Source organism: Oligoflexus sp. (assembly GCF_035638955.1).
GTDB lineage: Bacteria > Bdellovibrionota_B > Oligoflexia > Oligoflexales > Oligoflexaceae > Oligoflexus.
On sequence record NZ_DASQYZ010000100.1, the window covers coordinates 1 to 22,238 of the forward strand.

Annotated in this window: 12 protein-coding genes; 5 read left to right on the forward strand and 7 right to left on the reverse strand. The window is 49.0% G+C overall.

Annotated elements, in window-relative coordinates; translation table 11 throughout:
* Nucleotides 1-676, forward strand: a 676-nt coding sequence (locus tag VE954_RS09605; protein ID WP_324952076.1) for a PA14 domain-containing protein, incomplete at its 5' end; no start/stop codon positions are given.
* A gap of 71 nt (nt 677-747) precedes the next feature.
* Here VE954_RS09605 and VE954_RS09610 read toward each other — a convergent pair.
* The gene (locus tag VE954_RS09610; protein ID WP_324952078.1) at nt 748-2,493 is read right to left on the reverse strand and encodes a right-handed parallel beta-helix repeat-containing protein; all 1,746 of its coding nucleotides are present in this window, start codon (nt 2,491-2,493) and stop codon (nt 748-750) included.
* Nucleotides 2,494-3,050: 557 nt separating this feature from the next.
* Between VE954_RS09610 and VE954_RS09615 the strand changes: the two genes are divergently transcribed.
* From VE954_RS09615 to VE954_RS09625, 3 genes are all read left to right on the forward strand, one after another.
* Nucleotides 3,051-4,253 carry a M48 family metalloprotease gene (locus tag VE954_RS09615; protein ID WP_324952080.1) on the forward strand — a complete coding sequence of 401 codons (1,203 nt, stop codon included), beginning with the start codon at nt 3,051-3,053 and terminating at the stop codon, nt 4,251-4,253.
* A gap of 766 nt (nt 4,254-5,019) precedes the next feature.
* On the forward strand, nt 5,020-7,488 hold the full coding sequence (locus tag VE954_RS09620) for an endo-1,4-beta-xylanase (protein WP_324952082.1): 2,469 nt from the start codon (nt 5,020-5,022) through the stop codon (nt 7,486-7,488).
* A gap of 306 nt (nt 7,489-7,794) precedes the next feature.
* On the forward strand, nt 7,795-10,530 hold the full coding sequence (locus VE954_RS09625; protein WP_324952084.1) for an ATP-binding protein: 2,736 nt from the start codon (nt 7,795-7,797) through the stop codon (nt 10,528-10,530).
* Between the two features lie 117 nt (nt 10,531-10,647).
* Here the strand turns inward: VE954_RS09625 and VE954_RS09630 are convergent, their stop codons facing one another.
* Nucleotides 10,648-11,196: a hypothetical protein gene (locus VE954_RS09630; RefSeq protein ID WP_324952086.1), complete on the reverse strand. Its 549-nt coding sequence runs from the start codon at nt 11,194-11,196 to the stop codon at nt 10,648-10,650.
* 609 nt (nt 11,197-11,805) lie between these two features.
* Between VE954_RS09630 and VE954_RS09635 the strand changes: the two genes are divergently transcribed.
* Nucleotides 11,806-14,019: a hypothetical protein gene (locus tag VE954_RS09635; RefSeq protein WP_324952088.1), complete on the forward strand. Its 2,214-nt coding sequence runs from the start codon at nt 11,806-11,808 to the stop codon at nt 14,017-14,019.
* 112 nt (nt 14,020-14,131) lie between these two features.
* Here VE954_RS09635 and VE954_RS09640 read toward each other — a convergent pair whose 3' ends face one another.
* The 5 genes from VE954_RS09640 to VE954_RS09660 form a co-directional block, all read right to left on the reverse strand.
* Nucleotides 14,132-16,858 carry a 7TM diverse intracellular signaling domain-containing protein gene (locus VE954_RS09640; RefSeq protein ID WP_324952090.1) on the reverse strand — a complete coding sequence of 909 codons (2,727 nt, stop codon included), beginning with the start codon at nt 16,856-16,858 and terminating at the stop codon, nt 14,132-14,134.
* A 242-nt stretch (nt 16,859-17,100) separates the two neighbouring features.
* Complete coding sequence (locus VE954_RS09645; RefSeq protein WP_324952092.1) at nt 17,101-17,907, reverse strand: DUF4423 domain-containing protein; 807 nt, start codon at nt 17,905-17,907, stop codon at nt 17,101-17,103.
* Between the two features lie 88 nt (nt 17,908-17,995).
* The gene (locus VE954_RS09650; RefSeq protein WP_324952095.1) at nt 17,996-20,332 is read right to left on the reverse strand and encodes a hypothetical protein; all 2,337 of its coding nucleotides are present in this window, start codon (nt 20,330-20,332) and stop codon (nt 17,996-17,998) included.
* Nucleotides 20,333-20,370: 38 nt separating this feature from the next.
* Nucleotides 20,371-21,108, reverse strand: coding sequence for a hypothetical protein (locus VE954_RS09655; protein ID WP_324952097.1), 738 nt, complete (start codon nt 21,106-21,108; stop codon nt 20,371-20,373).
* 516 nt (nt 21,109-21,624) lie between these two features.
* Nucleotides 21,625-22,212 (reverse strand): superoxide dismutase family protein, encoded by a 588-nt coding sequence (locus tag VE954_RS09660; RefSeq protein WP_324952099.1) that lies wholly within the window; start codon nt 22,210-22,212, stop codon nt 21,625-21,627.
* Between the last annotated feature and the right edge of the window lie 26 nt (nt 22,213-22,238).

Below are 22,238 nucleotides of genomic sequence, written 5' to 3' on the forward strand. Positions count from 1 at the left end.
CAAGCACTACGATATTGACATCCACCTGTGTGCACCATATGGCTCCAACAGTCTGAGGTCGTGGGTGACCAGCGCATCCGCCTTCGATGGCCAGCGGGCGTCGTTCCTGTTCAACCTCTACAACAAGCTCAACGAGCTGGCCGGCTGCGGTCTGGAGCCATTGACCGCGACCTATGCTGCAGGCGAAGGGAAAGGTCTGACCCTTGACTGGTACGCTGGTACCGGCGATGAATGGAATGGCAAGTCGGCGTCTCTCCTCAGTAGCAAAAAAGTGGCAACGCGTGTCGAGCCCATTGTCAATTTCCCAGGACGTGAGGATGGAAATGGATATTTCGCAGCCTGGGCGAAGTCCGCTGGCGTTGATATCAATGGTGCCTTCTCGTCCCGCGGAACAGGAACGATTCTTGCGCCAGTCACGGGTGACTATTCGTTCCTATTAAATGACCGAGGCGGCGGCTTTGGCAAAATTCTGGTTGCTGGCAAGGAAGTTTACAATCGCTTCCGCTACAACGAGGACAAACCGCTGCGGGTGACCGTTTCCCTGCAGGCAGGCCAGACCTATCCCATCATTTTCGAGCGTCACGGCTATACCGCTGGCGGGATCCAAATTGAATGGCAGAGCGTCAATGGCAAGTTGCCTCGGCAGAAGATTCCAACCTCCCAGCTTAATCCCTAAGGTTTAAATGGGAAGGCGCCGCTCCCTTATTATCAGGGAACGGCGCTTTGATGCTCACGGCCCATATCCCTTCAGTGGCTTTCGATGGCTCCGACATCAGCTTTCGAGCCGAGCTTGCGAGGCATTCGGAACAGGTCATCGCCCGGCTCGGGAACTGTGCCTGATGCATTGTTGACCGCTGGACTTTCCGGCTTGAGCGCAAAGTAATCACTGTGGGTGCCTTCGGCAACAAACAACGGGTCGACATTAAGACGATTGCTATCGTTGCCCGTTGCTACAAACCCATTACCGCCATAGACAATATTATGGCTGAAGTCCACGTTCTCCGAATTTCGAGTGCTGTTAACGGGACGGTCACTGCGAGCGACCATGATGTTGTCGCGGACACGCACGTTTTTGGATTCTATTGCTGTAATTTCACCATCACCAGTTATGGGTATCGTTGAGTTACGGACTGAAGTGTTAAAGAAAACATCGACATTGCTGGCATGGAAGACATGAATACCGCGAGCGCCATTGTTATGGACAAGATTATTAACAACGAGCGTACGACCTTTGTAATCCCTGTAAGTATCAAGGATAATGCCATTGCCGTCAGTAGGCTGCCGGTACTTATAGCAACCGCAAGGCACTTCGTTCGAATTGCTCGAGCTGGCATTTCTACGGACAATGAATTTGTAATCTCTGGTGTTAGAGTCACTGTCGCGGGGAACAAGGACGGAGATCCCGGATCCACCATACGACGAAAAGCGACCATTGTTATGGATTCGATTATCCTCGACTGTCACATAGTCAGCGCCCATCATGGCGACACCATTCAGGGGATGGTCATGAATATAATTGTTTCGCACGACAATATGGTGCGCAATAGGTTTGGATAGATCACGGCTTTCGACACTAATACCACTTGAGCTTGCATAAGGTGTGGGCTTTCTCATTTCCGCGAGAGCGCCTTCCAGAGTCACATCCTTGCTGTGGCCTGCCAACTCAAAACCCTCAATCACAATGTAAGAGGCTTGACGAACTTCAATGCCGCTCCAGTTTTTACGTACCGTGCTGACGATTTTAGGGCTTTGACCGGGAAAGTTCCGGTATGTAATCCAGGCATCAGGCGTACCGGACTTGGTAATAGCAAGGACTGCGTAGTTTGTGCTTTTATATTCGCCTGTCCCGACCAACAGCGTCTGCCCGGGCTTAAGCTTTCCATGGGCATACTGGAGCGTTTTCCACGGGAGTTGTTCGGTCCCTGGATTCTTGTCGGATCCATTAGCGGAGGAAACGTGGAAGACCGAGGGGCTCGCCGGATCATCCGTTCTGATGGGCGCCGTAGTATCAATAAGGACGATGTTATCCTGCGTACTCGACAAAACTCGATATTCATACTGAGTCTTCGCAGTCAGACCCTGGTCACGATACAACCGGGCATCACCGCTCAACCTTGCGAGTTGAATCCACTCACCTGCCGGCAGGGAACGTCTCTCGACTATCAATGAATCCACAGGGGAACGGCTCTTTTTCCACTCGACGATGACGTCTGTGCCTGATAGAGCCACAGCCGACACCTGCCCTTGAGGCGAGGTTAAAATGGAATCCGGGGTATTGGCTTCAATTGGTGAAACCCGGGGGTTGCTTCCTATGGGCGACGCTTCACCTGTCTCCTCAGAGAGCGACGCAGTGGACTGAACCTGCTCAGGCAAAGATTGGGTTTGCCCCCGCGCATTTTGCGTTGCCTTGGACTGACAACCGAATGTCCCTGCTCCCAGCAGTTGGAGAAGAACCAAACTCAACATTGGCATCTTGTTACCGCTCAGAACCATATGAATCACTCCACTTCAGAAATTAACAGACAAGACTAGTCGTGTCATAGCAAGGCGCTCGGCGGATGAATTTGACCCTATTGCGCCAGTCCTGAAGATGGATGGAGCAGCGTGCAAAAAAAATGCACCCGTGAGTTACAGCGTGAGCGCTTCGATGGACCACGAGAATCCAGGGCCCAGTTGTTGAACTTCCGGGCGGTCGCCGTCTCGTAAACTGACATAATTCAAGATCTGGCTTCTCATCGATCACTTCAAGACACCATCTCAAACCTTCTACGAGTGGAATGACCGCAAAAAAGCGTCAATTTCAGACTGACTCTTCAGCTTTGGGGAATTAAAGAACGAAGCGCGGAACTTTCGCGCAAAGGTTAAATGGATGCAATACATTGCAATCATTGATTTTTTAGTGATGCGGAACGAGCCCCACTCATGGCGAGTAATATCCTATGACCTGAGTGGTTAAAAACCTTCGCTTCGAGCACCATAAGGAGGACTAAGGCTTGCACAGGTGACTGACAACGTCCCTTCTATTGACTTGAGGCCATGGAGCAACGCCGATGATGCAATTCCGCGCTTATGCTTTCACAGTTTTGACGTCTTTGGGAAGCTGCATGTGGGTCTCCTGCGGTCCTGCTGAAAAAAGTGAACTGGATCACACCTTCGGCGTGACTTCAAGAGCACGTACTGTACCTCTTGCAAGCTGCGAAAAGCAGGGTGGAAGCGATCCCAACGTTCAATATGTTCAAACCGTACTCGACAGTCTGACCTCAGCAAACCCGGCAACGTTCAAAGGTTTGCTGGCTTCCTCGAAGTTTTGCCTTAGGGTCATAGAATCTTCCGAACTCAATGCGAGTGCTGACACGACGACAGGAATCATTCAAATGAATACCCAGGCGCTCAGAGAATCAATCCATGACGCCGATGTCGCAGCTATACTTGCACATGAATTAGCTCATATCACCATGAATCACGTCTATACACTTGAACACGATAAAGTCGCGAAGAATTCAAACATCGAGGCTTTGAACTCTCAGCTGACGGCAAATGAGCGCAAAGAACTCGAAACAAAAGCAGGGTACTTCCCTGAGCTGGCAGACATCCTGAAGAAGGACGTCGGGGTTTTCAAGACCTTGACGACCTTGGAGTCCTATAGTGATATCGAATACGCTGTGAATCTGGCTCAGATCACACTGAAACTATCCAGCCCAACCCAGCAAGAAAAGAGCGATTTTTTTGACCAGCTGGACTACATTGACAGCGAGACCGGCGCCAATCCCAAGGATCACACTATTCTGGATAAATCAGCGGGCTGGAAAAGTATTCGCCTGGTCCTGGAAAAAAGTTTCGCACCTCTTGCGGCGTTGCAGTCAAAAAGATCTGAACTCATTAGGCAGATTCGGACTATTCCGCGCGATAAAATAATTGATGATGGAGCCGGTGCCGAACGCAACTGGAAGGAGCAGGAAGCTGATGAAGTTGGATTCGAATTGTACTTACGCGCTGGGTACAAGGCAGATCGGTACACCAGCATCGACAAGATCATGCTTTCAAAAAGAGCAACGGAAAAGGAATGCAATGACCTCTTGACCAAAGGAGAGGTTCCTGCGCGCGGCTCCCAATCTCACCCGAGCTCCTGCTGGCGGATCTTTAACAACAATCGCGAAAAAACCTTACATACGAAGGAATATGCGCCTTTCCTGAAAAACTCCAAGCTGACTATCAAAGCCGGTGAGCTTGAAAAAATCAAGGCGGGACTTTGACCGGAACACCCCACTCAACCATCCTTTCCCCACCAACAAAGCCATGGATGGCGTCCTCTCAATTGTATGGGCCCTTCGTACCAACCCAATATTTAGAATACTGCTCACCGTGGATTTATATTTCTACAGATATTGCATTCCTGGTTCCTCTCCACACTGCGCAATGAGTCCGCCGGCGACACATGTCATCATCCCGTACAGGTCACGGAAGTTTAACTATCCCTTTTTAATATGGTCGTCTCATCTGTGAAGTTGGTCTGTTTCCTGCTCATGGCAAATCGAGACGGAGCGAATAAAAGAAGCTCCAACCCTGTATGCAACGGCGCGCACCTGAAGTAAACAGCAGTGATCACACCGAACAACTTTGCAAAAAGATGATGCGGATTCGATCACGAAAATCTTTCTACCTTGCAGAGAGCCAGGTTAATCTTCAATACAAAATCACCAAGAAACCACTTGGCACATCTGCCAGGGGTACTGCATCCGCCGCGTACTAAACTAAGAGAGAAAACGCTTGATGCGAATTAAATTGCCTGCGTTGCGCTGGCCTCTGCTTGGAGCGGATATGACGAATAGAACCGGCCACGACTCACTATGCAGAATGTGAAGTGCACGATGCTGATTTCCAAGTTTTCTGTTTAGAAATTGGGACGCAGCATAATTTCGCAGCGCTAGTCACGTGCTGACAATAAATTTGCCTTATGTTTTTGACAGGCAGTTCAGATGGATTGCCGTCGCTAATCCTTCAGCTGGTGGAGTGCTTTGCATGAGAAAGATTGGAATGTGTACGCTACTTTTCTTTGCGATCGGGTCCGGAATCGGATGCGGATCAAAATCAGGCAAAACTGATTTATCTTCGACTCCTGGTTCCGGTGGCACATCTGGATCCGGGGTCATTGCGGAAGAATGGGCTGGGATCCCCGGCGATGGGATACCGAGTCTACTCTCCAACAAGAAATTTCCAAGCGATCCGTCCTCGCGTTCGTTCTTAACGAGCCTCGCCGCTCCCAGAAAAAATCTTGAAGGCTATGGAACCAGAATACGGGGATACATTCGACCCACTCAGTCGGGCCCGTACACGTTCTTTATTACTGGAGACAATGAATCGCAATTCTTCTTAAGCAGTGACGAAAACCCTGATAACCTGTCTCCACAACCTATTTCTTTTCTGACGGCCAGCGAATGGACATCAAGAGACGAATGGGAAAAATTCCCTGGACAGACATCGAGGCCCGTTCAGCTGCAAGCTGGGACACGCTATTATTTTCAGGTCCTTCATAAAAATGGGGGTGGAGAAGGCGGGGTTGCTGTTGGGTGGAGACTTCCAAACGGTCAAACTGAACGCCCCATCGCAGGGGATAAGCTAGCAACTTTTGAAGCAGACTCGCCTGCGGCTGAAAATGCTCAGAATGATAGCTATCATAATCAGCTCAAATCAACGCTCTTGACAAAGTTCGGGATTATTGGAGGGACCTGGGTCTTTTCCTCGAATATCGACCTGAATACAACAAATATCGAGACCAGCCGGGAAGGATCGACAGCGTCCGTTGTCAGCGTTACCGACCAGCCCTTCACGAAAGCTGTTGAGCTTGCCGTCAACGAAGTTCCCAAGAGAGCCACAGGGGCAAGCCTGAATCTCGGAACAAGTAAGGCCGTCAAGGCAGGCGATAGCCTTCTTCTCATTTTTTGGGCCCGTACGATAGCTGGCCAAAATCAGATCGGCCTGGGAAATTTTCAGTTCATGCTGAATTCAGGCAAGTACACAAAATTCAGGTCATTCGAACAAAGAGTCGTAGGCAATGAATGGAAGCAATACATTATACCCGTGCAGGTGACTGAGGATGTGCCCGCTGGTAGCGCAAAATTCATGGTGGAACTGGGAGTCGCGAGACAAACCCTCCAAGTCGGAGGTGTGACAGCAATCAATTATGGCAAAGCTTACGCCATGAGCTCACTGCCGATTCAAAGCCATGACGACTATCTGGGCAGGGAAGCCAATGCTCCCTGGCGCCTGGAAGCTCAAGCTCGAATTGAAAGATTACGCAAAGCCAATCTTCAGGTAGCCGTGCAAAACGCCAGCGGTCAACCCATCCCTAATGCTCAGGTACGGATTGAAATGCTGCGCCATGAATTCGCATTCGGCACGGCAATCCAGGAAGACCGAATTGCAGGAAACGGGAAGCAGGACAACATTTATGAGTCGAAGTTACTGAACCTCGATGGCAAAGGTCACGGGTTTAATGCGGTTGTTCTTGAAAACGGTCACAAATGGACAGAATGGGAAAAAAAGTGGCCCCTGTCCAACGCGGACAACGTCAGAACAGTTAATTGGCTCGCAGAGAAAGGCATCGAAGTCAGAGGACACACTCTGCTCTGGCCAGGATGGAACAATCTGCCTGCGGATATGAGGGATCAGCCCCTGCCCTATCTCAAAGACCGCATCAATGGCCATCTGAGCAGCATGCTCAACAACCCAGGTCTCAGAGGGGTCATTAAGGAATGGGATGTTGTCAATGAACCCACAGGCAATGTGGATATTGCCAATGCATTTGCGGGCTCCCCTGGATACCCGACAGGCCGGGAAATCTATGTGGACGCGTTCAAAAAAGTCAAGGAGATCGCGCCTGACGTCAAGGCCTACATCAATGAAGCCCAATTAACCAACTTTTACGCGAAAAATGACGTCTACAAATCCTATGTAAGAGAACTTGCCGATGGCCTCCATAATAGCGGGACCGCTGCCAAGATAGACGGAGTGGGCTTCCAGGCGCATTTCCGTTACCTGATCCCACCTGCGGAAATGCTTCAGCACTACGAGGACTATCACCTCGCTTCCCGCGGCGGCAAAATCCGCATCACCGAGTATGATAACGCCACGCTGGCCCCTGATGAGATCCAGAGTGACTATTTCAGGGATATTCTCACAGCCACCTTCAGCTACGAGCACAGTGATGGGTTTCTGATGTGGGGATTCTGGGATGGAACTTCGAAGAAGGCTGCTCTATTTGATATCGACTGGAACTTGAAACCATTTGCCAAGCCATTCATCGATCTGGTTTTCAACCAATGGTGGACGCCAACTACGGAGTTGGTGGCTGACTCGAACGGCTTGGTCTCACTGCGCGGATTCAAAGGAACTTACAAGATCACTATTGCGAACGGCAATGAACAAAGAACCGAAATCGTCAAGTTGGGTGGTGATATGTCCCATACCTCCAGACCAGCAAGCCGATAGACTAAAACTCTTATAAGATGGCGTCAACGAGGGTGGAGGGAGCTCCACCCTCGTTTGCTTATAGCCGCAAATTTTCCTCGCAGTGACACCATATCATGACCCTCACCGAAGAAAAGAGCAGCCACCCATTCCGGAGCATCATAATTAATAAAGCGATTTCACTGATTATTTTTGCGACGAAGGGCCTAATTATCCACACTCACGATGCGCGCGCGAGGTACGGGTTCAAATTTTTCTGTCTTGTCATACGTATTCAATCTAAAATGATGACATTACCACCTCAACACGGGTCATTGGACAACATATATGAAATTCTGGCTCCTTTCGTTGCTTTGCATTATGACGACTCAATTATCTGCAGAAGAGCCCACGGAAGAACTAGATTTGAACAACAAATTTTCTCAGGAATGGGCTTCCTTGGACAACCCCAAGGCATTGATCCCTTGGGCAAAGCAACAATTCGAAACCACTGATATGCAACAGAATCCCCAACGTTGGGTTCGCACGCTTTGGTTCTATTCCAATCTAGGCGACGATTGGGAGAATCTTCACGACGCTAAAAACACTATAAAAAAGGCAATAGTAATTGCCGAGCGGGAAAGAATGTATGAAGAATTTATAGATCTACGAAATTTCCTGCCAGGCATCATCGAATCTGCATCAAGAGGGTCTTCCGAGCCAGTTGATTCAATATCGATGAAAAAGGAACACGAAGAGATAATTTCAGAAGCACAGAGAATAGGCCTGAAACGAGCCGAGGCGGAGGCCTTGGCAACCTTCGCTTATTACCTTCGGGACATAGGCGAAACACATCGCAGTTTGCAGCTGCTTTTGGAAGCCACGCGCCTCATGGCAGAAGACCCTGAATCGAACATCTTAAGCCAGATGAGATTAAAGAACAATTTAGCGATAGCTTTTTCATTTGAAGATCAGGAAGAACGAGCACTCAGTCTTTACCTTGAAGTCAATGCATTTTGTAAGAAAGTGCGTCTGCGAAGCTTCTGTCAAACGAACTACTACAATCTTGGAAAACTCATGGTCGACTCGGATGACCTTGAGATCGTCGCGAAAGCAGACGTCTATTTAAATCAAGCTCTTAAAATAGGTCTGGAAATTTCCGACCGCTTTTCGACCGGCGCTTCGCATTCCGGCTTGATAAGTTTTCACACGAAATTGAAAAAGTATCGCAGCGCGTTAAATCACGTTGAGATCGCAAGTAAAATATTCACCGAAATCAAAAACGACGTTTGGCTTGCCGACACGCACAAAAGGCGGGCCAGAATCCTCTTCCTAACCAAGAAACATGAGGCCGCTCTAAATTACATTGACTTGGCCAGGAAGTTATTCCCAAAAGATTTTCGACGTGATTTCCTTGATCTGGATGAATTGAGCTACCAAATATACCGTGAGCTCGGGGAGACCAAAAAATCATTGGATTTCCTCGAAAAGCATCATGCCGCGTTCAAGGAAATAACCAAGGAGAAAGGAAAAGCCGATTTTTCGAGGTTGATGGTCACCATGGGCCTGCAGATAGAACAAGAAAAAAACAAGGTACTATCAAAAGACAATGAATTGAAGAATCAAATTCTCAAAGAAACCGAAAGCATGCGGATTTTCATGCTGGCCATCATCGGCCTTATGCTGCTTGTTATGGCGTCTCTAGCAACAGCAGTCTTCCGAACTCGCGAAGTGAAGATCAGTCGCATGAAAATGCAACGCATTCTGGATAATATCGAAGAGGGCATTCTTACCGTCAATTCCAAAATGAAGATAGAAAGTGAATATTCTCAATATCTAAAAATCCTTCTCAATACCAACGACGACTTGACAGGCGGTGATGCCATGGATCGACTTCTCTCCAAGTCAACCATGACCAAAGAGAGCCAAAGCATGGTCATCGAGACACTTCGGGTATCAATGGGGGAAAATGAATTCCAGTGGACTCTCAACGAGCAGAACCTTCCCAGAGAACTCGTTTACAGTGATACGCTTGGGACCAGAATCATGGCCGTACATTGGAAACCGCTTTACGATAAGAACCAACGTATACAAAGTATATTAATTGGACTGATAGATGTGACAGAAACGCGAAAACTGGAAACCGAGATTACAGCAGAAAGAGACCGTACTGATCGACAGGGGCAAAGAATCCGTGAACTTGCGCAAATAAATTCGGACCGGGTCGATGACCTCATACGGCAATCGAAGTCCTTGCAGAGCTTATTTTCCAAGACTTTGCAATGCGCTGAAACGCGCCTGTTAGTTCGTCGGGAATTGCATACTATCAAGGGCATCGCGCGAACCTTGGGCTTGAGAGAACTGAGCGCGATCTCTCATGACCTTGAAGATAATCTACAAAATGAAACGACAGGTCTAAATTTAGACGAAGCCATTTTTGAACCGTTTCAGGATTTGATCGCAGAATACAATCATATCATTTCAAATATTTTCAGTCGTAAAAACCTGAACTTGAAAGCGACAGAACGCAGTCTCATCGAAGTGGTAGAGGGTATTCTACCGAGTTTAAAAGATCAGCTTAGTGCTGCAGGAATGGCATTGAGTGGCTTGCAAATAGTCGACATGGTCATGAGTTGGCCACAACAACTGCTCCAATCCGTCGAGCAAATTTTAGTTCATGCTTTGAGCAACGCCGTGGACCATGGTTTTGTTCTGCCGAAACAAAGAGGGCAACCAGTCCAGAGTCCAATTTTTCATATTGAAGCCACTTACGGGAACAATGGTTTGCAGCTGACGGTTCGGGATAATGGAATCGGTTTGGACCTTGAAAAATTAGCCGCCTTGGCTGCGTCTCGTGGATTCAAACCAGATCCCGGGCGATCCATTGCAGACGTAGTGTTTATCGACGGATTTACGACAGCTGAGAAAGTAAGTCGAACGAGCGGCAGAGGCGTTGGGCTATCCGCGATCAATGGGATTTGTCATGAGTGGAACGGTGAGGTTCATATGGAGCCCGCGCCCAGGGGCCAAGGCGCTCAACTGAGCGTTCTCCTTACAATGAAGGGACTCAAGACATCGGCCTAAGTTGTCGGAGGCCCGCGGGTCAAGATTAAGAGGATGTAGCCCAGACAACGGACCTGGGCAAAATATGTTCAATCGAGATCAATAGGGAGAGGGACAAGAAATGGCGAATATGGCCGCTTACAGATTCAAATCGTCAAGCAAATCTGTTAAGCCCAAATCCTTCTGCAACTTGTCGCATTCCGCTTGCGATTTCCCCACACTCTTCTTGCCGTCAACAATCGCAATGCAACCGTTAGCGGGTGCAGCGATAGTTTCATTCCCGATGGTAACCGATCCACCATTGCCGACGAAAATGATTGATTTTCCATCTTCACCATCGGTAATTATAGCCGATCCTCCGTTGGCCCCATTGGCTCCATTGGCTCCATTGGCTCCATTGGCTCCATTGGCCCCATTGCTTCCATTGGCCCCATTGGCCCCGTTGGCGCCTACACCGTCGGCTCCATTGACGAGATCTTCGAAGTCGGCATCATCTTCTACAGCTGAGTCTCTATCGGCTTTGACATCACGGTCTTTGGCCTTATTTTTCGTATATCGATCTTCCGAAGATCCCTTGACAACGGTCGGTTCTTCTTGTTGTGATTGAGTCGATGATGACGTTTTGGAATCGCAAGCGTTCGTGAACAACGCTCCAAGCATGAGACTTAGGCTAAGGAGACTTTTCATGATATCCCTCAAAAAATGAATGTTGAGAAGACATAGAGCAAAAGATAAGCCAGCGGTCGACGATAACAAATATCATATGTTGCTGAAATTCATTGCCCCCATTGATTCTCATCACAGCAAATGCCATTCGAGACTACCCCTTAAACATCTTGTACTCATTGAACAATTTGAAGATACTCGGCGAATGACTAACCCTGTATGGTGTCAAAACTCCATTTTTCAGCCATCTCTGGCTTGCGCCTAACTTCGGCTCACGCCGGACAACACTAAAAAGATGGCCAGATAATCATGATGTAACTATCCTTGGACTTCCCGGCTATTTTAATGCTGCAGCAGGGCCCATGTGAACTTAAGTCCAAAACGAATGGAGACACACTTCTGAAAATTCGCCTGCTTCGATCACTCGAATTTTTCTTTGTGGAACTGTTCAATACTCACTGTGCAAAAACGATGTTCCAGTTCTATCGCAATAAGCAATCCTGTTGATGCAGTTTAACCAGCTTTGAATCATAAGTGGATGGAGAGTATTTGATTTCACATGAAAGATCTTACTCGAAAGCATAAGTCGGTTTTGAACGCTTTGATTCGAATCATTCACAGGAGAAAAAAATGCTCAGAAAAGCAACCATCCTTCCTCTTCTTCTTGCCGCTTTCGGAAGCGGCTGCGGGAAAAAGAGTGAAGCTTCAAGGCCTGAAGGCACCAGCCTGAGTGAAAATACTCGAGATGGTACTCGAGATCTGCCAACCGGTGAAAATGGCGACAAGGCTGCCATAGGCACCTTCAGCGAAGCCGAAATGGATAAAAAAATAGCCGCCGGTCTAGCCATCTGGCGTAAGCAGCGCAAAGACCTCAACGGCATTGATAAAGGCGCCTGTGCCAACTGCCATTCGTCGGACGGCATTGAGCTGGCCCTCTATGATATTTCCGACGATGATGTCCGTCGCCGCGCTCACATCGATGGCGTGAATGACGTCGACAGGGAAGCGCTCGTCGAATATTTCGCTGCATTGCGACAGAAAAATAAGATCACATCCCTGAAAAGTGTTCTGAACGATCGTCCCCTTCAGCCCCAGGGCGAGGCGTTTGCGGGAGCGACCAAAGCGGAGCGGGATCTGGCTTTTGCAGCCAACTCGCTCCGCAGTGTTGCACCGACACTGCTCGATACCCAAATAACCACAGTTGACCAGGCCCTCAAAGCCAAGGCTGAGTTGAAGGCCAGCCGGCCTTTGACTTTGAAAATCGGCATCCCGCTCCCCCGCATTTCGGAAGACTGCTTCCGCGGTGAGGAACACTGCACAGCCAACGATTGGATTTCTGATCTGCCTCGGGTGCCCAAACCCGGGTCCGAAGCCCAGTGGTTTGCGATCAATGATCGTTACCGGGCTGACCCCAGCGACAGCAACCTCCGTGAAGTCCTTAAAGCGGTGGACTCGATGACGGTTGCCTGGAAGAACCCTGGTGAATCCAATCAGGGTCCAGCAGGAAGCCTCGGTACCACCAAGTTCAAAGCTTTGCAGATCACGCAGCACCTTCTGCGGCGCCAGCAACTGGGATTGTTCGACCCCGCAAAACATGAAAATCCCATTCTGGCCCTGAGCGGGCCGGACCAAAGCCAGCCCAATGCCGCTTTCTTTGTCGCTGATTTTGCTTTTGACAAGACCAATACTGTGTGGACCCGTGCTGACCAGATGCCTGCCTTCGTTCGGCAAAGTTTCGGCGAAACAGCGGAGCGGCCATTCACCAATGCGGGTGTGCAGGATCAAAAGAATCAGATCGTACAGCCCTGGTGGTACTTCGGCTTTAATGGCGATAGCAGCGTCTCCAGTGGCACGGGAACTGAGTATTTCTTTGGTTCCGTGGGACGGGATGCTGCATCCGGGGGCGGTTATCCGCTGCACCGCTTTTATTTGATCGGCAAGACCGCTACGACGGGATACGACAGAAACAAGGATTCTTCCAAGGTGGAAGCGAACAACATTGCCCTGTCTAAAACCGGATGGAAAGACGTCGGTGATGAAGATCTGCCGAGGCTCTATGCCACTGTCGAGGCCAGACAGCTTTACCGCAAACTTGAAGTCAACTGGACAGCGATGTGGATGCTCCTCATGAAAGAGCAGATTGAAAAGAGTGGCCTGGCCAGTCTCGACAAGCACTACGATATTGACATCCACCTTTGTGCACCCAATGGCTTCAACAGTCTGAGGTCGTGGGTGACCAGCGCATCCGCCTTCGATGGCCAGAGGGCGTCGTTCCTGTTCAACCTCTACAACAAGCTCAACGAGCTGGCCGGCTGCGGTCTGGAGCCATTGACCGCGACCTATGCTGCAGGCGAAGGGAAAGGTCTGACCATTGATTGGTACGCTGGTACCGGCGATGAATGGAATGGCAAGTCGGCGTCTCTCCTCAGTAGCAAAAATGTGGCAACGCGTGTCGAGCCCATTGTCAATTTCCCAGGACGTGAGGATGGAAATGGATATTTCTCGGCCTGGGCGAAGTCCGCTGGCGTTGATATCAATGGTGCCTTCTCGTCCCGCGGAACAGGAACGATTCTTGCGCCAGTCACGGGTGACTATTCGTTCCTATTAAATGACCGAGGCGGTGGCTTTGGCAAAATTCTGGTTGCTGGCAAGGAAGTATACAATCGCTTCCGCTACAACGAGGACCAACCGCTGCGGGTGACCGTTTCCCTGCAGGCAGGCCAGACCTATCCCATCATTTTCGAGCGTCACGGCTATACCGCTGGCGGGATCCAAATTGAATGGCAGAGCGTCAATGGCAAGCTGCCTCGGCAGAAGATTCCAACCTCCCAGCTTAATCCCTAAGGTTTAAATGGGAAGGCGCCGCTCCCTTATTATCAGGGAACGGCGCTCTTTCTTCGTCTCCGCTCAAAAACCCCACTCGTAGGAAGCCCCTGCAGCCCTGAAGGATTTTAGCTCAAGCAGCAAGCTCTTGAGTCCAAAGCGTGCAGTTTCGGTGAGGGACGAGGATGACGATGCGGAACGGAACACTTTCCAAAGCTTTGAGTTTCCGTTGATTTATTTCTATGGTCATTGTCCCGCCTAAATCAGTGACGAAGCAACGGATAGCCGACATACCAATTCCACGGCCTGAAATTTCGCTGACCTGCTCCGCCGTCGAAAATCCCGGGTGAAAAATGATTTCGACCAGGTCCGCCACGGGTGGGCTAGTTTCGGCTCTTATGATGTTCGCGGCCTTGGCGCGCTGGTCGATCCGCTGCAGATCCAAGCCCTTTCCATCGTCCTCATAACTAATCTCCAAATCGGGACCTTTGCTGGTTGCATATATTCGAATTGATCCCGCAGGACTCTTGCCAAGCTTGACGCGCGTTACTGTATCTTCTATCCCGTGATCCATACTATTTCGAATCATATGGAGAAAAGCATGGCGAAGGTTTTCTTCAGCTTGTTGCATCAACCAGACTGGTGGAACGTCCACATGCAGGTCCGGTTGAGGCTTGCCAAGTTCCCTGGCCAGGGAGGCGGCTTCCTCTTTCAATTCTGTAAGGACACTGGAAAGACTGCGATAGAGATGGGTGCCCACAAAATCCTGCAGGTGACGCGTCATACGCCTGAGGCGCTCGTTGATATCCATGGTGGTGGGATGCTTAAGAAGATCTTCGATTTTGACAAGATCCCCTCTCTGAACCGGAATGGAGTTTTTACTCCTGTGCGGATAGAATTTGTCCCGACCTAACCTAAGGTAGCGGTCGAGAATTTCTTCGAGCTGACTGAGTTGATTGAGACAATTCTCCACGTTGCATGCCTCGCCGGAATCCTTGAATTGAGCGACATAGAGCTGTTCAGCATCGTGGATAGCTGACGTCAGGAGGCGCAAAGACAGCGACCTCGCATTGCCCTTCCAGGTATGTAGAAGGATAAAAATTGCGTGCGATCGATCATGAGGCTGCAATCCTGAATCCATCAGCAGTTCGCGAGCTCTCAGGAGCAGTCTTCGACTCTGCTCGGCAAAACGCCCTAAAACGTCCGGTTCAACTTGCGCCAGTTCGATCAGCATACTCATTTCCGCTTGATGCTGTGCACTCTCTTCTTGCAACCGGCGCACCTGGGTGACATTCCGTAGGGTTACCAACACACGCGCAATGCAACCATCTTTATTGACAATAGGATACCATTCGGCCTCGATGATCTGAGTTTGACCATTTTTATCCTTGCGATAAAGCTCCTTTGGCAATAGATGGTCATTCATTGACCAGAAAATATCTGATCCACCAAAGGAAGCCACGAGCGTACTCTCTATGAGGGCCTTCTGTTCGGCGCTAAGCGTTGTCCCATTGTAGATCAATGGAAGGGCTGCACGTCCTTGCAGCTCGGAATATCCCAGGATATGTTCCAATTGCCTTGCATATTGGCCCTGAATGCTTAAATCAGGCAGAAGGATGAAGATCCCTTGCGGGACATGTTCCATGATCGAACGTATTTCTTCCGTTTGGCGTTCAACTTCCCTTTGCAGCTCTTTCTGCAAATGCTCAGCAGTACGAAAAGCTTTGGCGAAGCGGTGGGCAACCATCTGGCTCTGCAAGAAGATAAAGACGACCATCGCTAAATTCATTGTGTAGGGAAAGGGCATGACACGATAGGTGACGAGTATATCGTAGACGAAGCTGAGCGTAAGGATGAACGCACCAAGGAATGCATAGACAACCATTTCAGCCCGGTGCCGCCATGCCTGAAGTATGAGCACGAGGACATAAATAAGACTGCTGATAAGCATGACATGAAAAGGACGTTGCAACTGCGTGTAAAAATGGAGAGGGAGAATTGCGACCAGGACCATGCTGCCGAGAAAGACAGCGGTCAATACTTTGAAAAGCTTCTGGGAAAGGTAGGCTCCAAAATTGAAGTAGAAAAACGCTATGCCACTCAAAGTACAGGCCAGCATAGTAAGGTACTCGACCTTGTATTTGATGAAGTAGGCGAGAGATCCCAACTCCGGAAAATAGAGCGATGTGAGATCGCTGGTGACAAAGGTCCGGATAGCCACCAAAAAGCTCCAGCAACCTAACATAAGGCTTGCTGTGTCCTGGCGCCGCCTGAGATAGATCATAAAGTTATAGACGCCGATGATAAAGATCATGCCGGCCGAAATCTGGTTCAGAAGCAATTCGGTTTGATATTGCTTCGAGAGCGTGGAGCCGGGAGCTAGACTGGGGACATGCCATAGGCCGCCTTTGGAATCATGGAAGTTGGCAATCTGAATCAGAGCGACCCAAACCTCCTCTTTGTTCCCCGGAGCAAACTGCACCCCTTGCGGAAAACGAAACGGCTCTGTTGTGGCTTCGTCACCGACATGGCCATTCTCTATGATGGTGGCTCGTTCCGGATACCCTTCCATGAAGATATAGGCTCTATAGGCAGAGGAGGTGCTACGGATAAATAGCTCATATCCGTCCTTCCGAGGTGACAATCCCTTGAAGCGAAGACGGTAGGTGCCAAAACCAAAGGCTGGATATTGACCCGCAGAGCCAGGCTGGTTCAATGAGTTCCAATAGGTGCCAGCTTTCATAGGGACAGGAGTACTCGTAGTACGGTCTCCAGGCACCAACAGCTCCTGCCAATAGAATTCCCAAGGCCCTTCAAGTTTAATATGATCATCCACCTTAAAAGACTCAGAAAAATCCATGGGTTCCAGGGCAAATGCTTGGGATGGCCTTAAACCGCCAAAAACCAACCCGACACAGGAAAGAATGAAGAAAATGGACCTTTTCAGTGCTTTTTGCCTTTTTAACAACCCACTTCACCTTTCTCGCTTACTTGCCAAATCCCGTGAATGACGGCTTTGTTAAGAGTATTCGGCTAATTTTCAGCGCGGTTGAGAGAGTTGTGCGATGTCGCGTTCGAACACGCACCCGAAGATCTCGGCTCCTAGTACAAGTCAATTGAGAGGTGATAGATTTGATCACATACTTTGCACTGTGACACCAATGCTTGGATCTCAACCAGAGATTCTTTGAGACAGGATTGAGCCTTCAGAAACGTTTGTTTGTCGCAACTAAAAATGGCCGAAAAATGATAATCAGTTGCTTGATGCAGACCGCGATGAAGGTATGACAGCGTTTCGACTCGCCAATTCCTGTGATTGGCAAGGGACAGCGCATGATGCTGCTCGAGATGAATTGCTGGCTTCACAACGACATAGCCTTGCCTTTGCTTCCGTATCATACCTATCGCCGTGAGCTTTTCTAACTCGGATCTCAATTTTGCTTCAGACATGCCCAGCAATGGGATAAGCGACAGAGGATTCCGAGCAAATCGCTCTATGGTCAAAGCCATATGCACTCGTGCTGTAATGGCTTCGCCATAATACGTCTTCAGCGCAGCTTCATCCGCGTCACCAATCCCGATCAAGCGATCCCGTAGACCGGAATGCTTCTCTCTCAGAGCATTTATTTTCTTGTCTACGTAAGATTGAAATTTTTCCTGCGCATTGCGACTTTTGGATCCTAACAGCAGAAGGTATTCCAACTCCCCTTCTCCTAGGCCCATGACTTGGGCCAAAGAATACATCTGAGCTTCAGAAAACTCCCCCTTCCCGGCCAAAACACGTGAAAAGTAACTATTGTGAATTTTTGATTCAAGTGAGAGCTGACGGAACGAGATTTTGTTTGCGCTCACATACTGACGCAGGTAGGCTCTATAATCCACACAATCAAAAATGGAAGGCTGTCCCATGAAACCGTGGCCCTTCTTTCGAATATCGAAACTGTCAACTTCGTGATGGCGCTACTACTTTTCATTGCAACCGGCTTTGTCCGCTTCGCTACGTGCCGGCGAGTCGAAGCATCTCACTGTATAGGCCCGCTGCGGTCACGGCTATGCCGGCTCCTGGCCCTTGAACGATCAAAGGGTTACTGCGGTAGCGGTTCGTCACAAATTGCACAATGTTATCAGCAGGGTTGAGCCGAGCAAAGCAATGGTCACGAGGAAGGCTTTCAATGCCAACCGACATTACGCCGTAACTCGTTAAACGCGCAACATACCGCAAGATGTGGTTGTTCCTCCGAGCTTGCGTTACGAGTGAACTGAAGTACTCGTCATGGATTGCACACCCTTTAAGGAAAGCGTCGACAGTTTGCTGACTATCCATGTCCGGCAAAACTGGTTGCAGCTTCACATTTCCAAGTTCGACGTTCATTGCAAACTGTCGCGCCAAAATAATGAGTTTTCGTGCCACATCAAGGCCAGAAAGATCGTGTCGCGGATCCGGCTCTGTGAAGCCCTGGACTCTCAGGTCCATAATCACGTCAGAGAATTTCCTGCCATTTTCCAGTTCAATAAAAAGATAAGAGAGCGAGCCTGACAGAACAGCCTGGACTTCCAGGAGCTGATCACCAGAATCAGCAAGACTCTTTGCGACGTTTAGAATCGGCAGACCTGCGCCAACCGTCGTTTCAAAAAGATATTTGACGCGTTGCTCTTGAGCAATTTCGAGCAGCCTATGAAAAGTGGGGCCACTACACGCCACCTTATTTGCGGTAACGACGTTAAAACCAAGACTCAGCCACTTGGCATGATAATCAGATACCTGCGGTGAAGCGGTTGTATCGACTACGATAATATTCTGATCAAAAGATTTCATATGCGAAGTCAGTTGCTCCAGATTCGTCATGCGGGACGGAGCACCCTGCGACCGCCAGTGTTCAATATCAATGCATCCATTCGAAAGCATCATTTTGCTGGAGTCAGCAACAGCTTTAATTTGAAAAAGCGCTCCGCAGTGACTCTTAGTCTTCTCAATCCCGTCGTAAATCTGCTGGAGCAGGTTTCGACCGACATTTCCTGCGCCGACAACCGCTACAGCAAACCTGCTTTCGGGTTTGAAGAGTCTATCATGCAACCAGGACATTGCCTTCGGGGCCAGGTGATCGTGGATAAATAAATAGCGTGAATTGCTGTTACTGATATCAAGTTCCAAAAGTTCAAAAGGGCAATCTCGAATCAGCGTGATATCCTCACTGCCTAACAAGGAATCATCCCCATTGACAATCGTGATCTGGCGCAAGTGGTTGGTTATGTCCAGATCCTCGGATATACAGCTCAACAGGTTTATAAGTTGGTATAAGAGCTTGCTTCCTGCCTGCTGGGGAATAAGGAAATGGAGCTTATTTGAGCCCGATAAGCAAACTATCTCGCCAGATTTGAAGAATTCCGTTTGCTTCAGAGAGGATAGTGAGATTCGCCTGGGAATATTAACCAAAGTATAAGGGCCCCTACTTGTTAGACCCAGCCATGCGTCACCTGAAGATGTCGTACCTATGAAGGTTTTACCTCCATCAGGTTTTATGGAACTTCGAACAATTACAGGAATGCCCTTTTTCTCGACTTGATCGAGTGTATTTTTATGAAGGACTCCCGTGCTGTTATCAAGGAAGCATCGGGCTTCTCTGTACGACAAATAAGGTAGCAACCGTGAATTCTTAACATAGTCAGGATCCCCAGTCCGTATTCCCTCAATATCAGTCCATATGTGCAGTTCATCCACGCCCAAAAGAGAAGCGACGAGACCCGCACTGAGATCCGTACCTTTGTGACCCAACGAGAAAGACCGCCCTTGATCGTCGACAGCCAAGCCGCCCGGAACCACGACTATGGAAGATCCATTATGCTGCCTCAGAAAATCCTCTCTTGATACGCGTTCGTCTATGAACCGTCCTTCAGGATCAACTTTCAGAAACGTCGTAGGATCCAGAATCTGGGCATTTAAACCACGATCCCTGAGAGCGGCACAGAGCAGCCGAGCTGACCAATCCTCTCCTAAAGCTGCCAGGGCATCTTCATTCCCTGCAAATATCCGCAATTGAAGCCGCAGTATCGCAATATCCAGCAGAAATGATAGAGACAGCTGTCTATATTCAGTATCCGAGACCAGCTCTTCCATTAATCGAAGCTGCTGGTTCCTCAGTGTTTCCAGCTTCAACTCTCTCATCTCGTCGACGTGGATGATGTCATTTAATTGATCAGCCACACCTAGTGCGGCCGAGACTATAACGACATGCATCCTATTTTTTGGAAGCTCAGAAATGATATCGGCAGCGTTCTTGATACGAACAACGTTGGCGAGGCTCGCCCCCCCGAACTTATGCGCCTGGCTAAACATAGGACACCCTCACTCCAGCTTTTGACAGCATATGTAAACTATGTTCCATCATAGGTTCCTGAAACGAGGTCAAAGAAAAAAGGGATGCCCCCATTATCTTTTTGGGCCAGATCATTCACTTCAGAAACAAGGTTCTGCCCCATATCAATGATCCGGGTTAGACCTTCAGGCGATATCGAGCCGAATACGTGTCGCACCATGCTCGATCCTGACTTTCGTGCGGCTGGAATATACTCAATGTCCTTAATGATCTGATGACAGATATCTTCCACATCGGAAACGCTTTCCAACTCGGAATGAACAAAGATTCCATCGTGTTCCTCCACAAGCAAACCTGCCCCTATCATTTCATCAAGCGCTGTCAAACCATATTCACCAGTCAGGCGCTCAACATCCCTTCTACTTGTAAATGCTTTGGCGAGAGCAAGCTTGACAACGAGGTTATGTGGGCTCATTCGTAGGAAACGCTTGAAGGAGCGGGTGAAATCATCACTGGTCGTATCAATTTGAGGTTGCACCGGATTCATATTTTCAAGAATAGGATAGTACTTCCGGATGAAATCGATCTGATCTTTCCGTTGCATCACGCGGTTGATCACTCTAAAGATGGTTTCGTCCTTTATATCATTGACCTCTGAGTTGATGATCCGTCTGAGTGTGGCATACGGTACAGACGTGCGGATGGACAATGCTTTGATCGTTACGCGAGGATATCGACTGAAGTAGTCTTCTAAAGCAATTTGCAACGCTTGGAATTTAGATCGCTTCTCGCTCATGATGTCAGCTCCAACAGTAGTGTGGGAACTAAAAGCGAAGATGCACTTATTGAAGGGAACGTCATCAGATTCCTCCGCCAACCGAGATGTTGCGAGGATTTGCGATGAAACGAAAAAAGCCAAACTCAAGGTTTGGCATATTCGCTCATCATGTCGGCACTTTAGCAGAGAAAGCTGCAATCGGCCACAAACCCTTGTTGATTGCGACCATAAGATCCTCTGCAATTGATTGCAAGATTTATTTTCAAGTCGAAATATTCAAGCAGCATCATCATAGCGGGCATTTTCGCTCAACATGATTATTTCTTTAGCTAAGAAATGGGCTTCGCGATCACAAAAAAGGAAACGTAAACATTGAGCAGAACAGGTTTCGTCCTATCTAGCAAGCATCGTCCAAGGCCGGCTTTTCACTTCGCCTTGCTGCGCCGCTTACTGCATAAGTTGCACGATGCGTAACTCGATTTACACGGTGACTACCCAGTTGGCCTATGAATGGGTGGCCAGCCAAAGCGTTTGCTATTGCACATCAGACAACCGGATCACTCCACAGGCGACACGTTTTCCAGAGTCGCCAGTTGGCTGAGTTTTAAAGTCATCTGCCTTCTCATGAATGACAACACTCTTGCCAACGATTGAATCCCACTCTGAAAACCCCTTGGGATCGCCAATCTCGGCCACGAGGAGGCCTGTACCATCCTGCTCCACGAATATATTTCCTAGGTCACCCACATGACGGACGCTATGATCAGGCCCTGAGTGTTCGCTGCCAGTCGGATTGAAATGACCACCCGCAGATGAAGCGTCCGTGGCACTGCAGTCGCCCTTCTCGTGAATGTGAATCCCGAGTCGACCCGGAGTACCACCGGTGATATTCACAACCACCTTGACCCCATTTGGGATCACACTGAAGAGCGCATTTCCTGCAATCGTCGAAGAGTTTTTTGGTTCAAGCGCGGCTTCTCCAAGGGCCTGCCTTGAATTGGCTGCAGATGCGCGGCCAGGAGAAACGGCTTTTTTTTCATTACTTTTCTCTCTTGTGCAGCCGTAACACGAACTCATCGATAAAGCAAAAATCCCGGCCAGGTGCGTTCTGGTCAATTGCATAAGCTCGTCCTCAACTGAAACTCGAA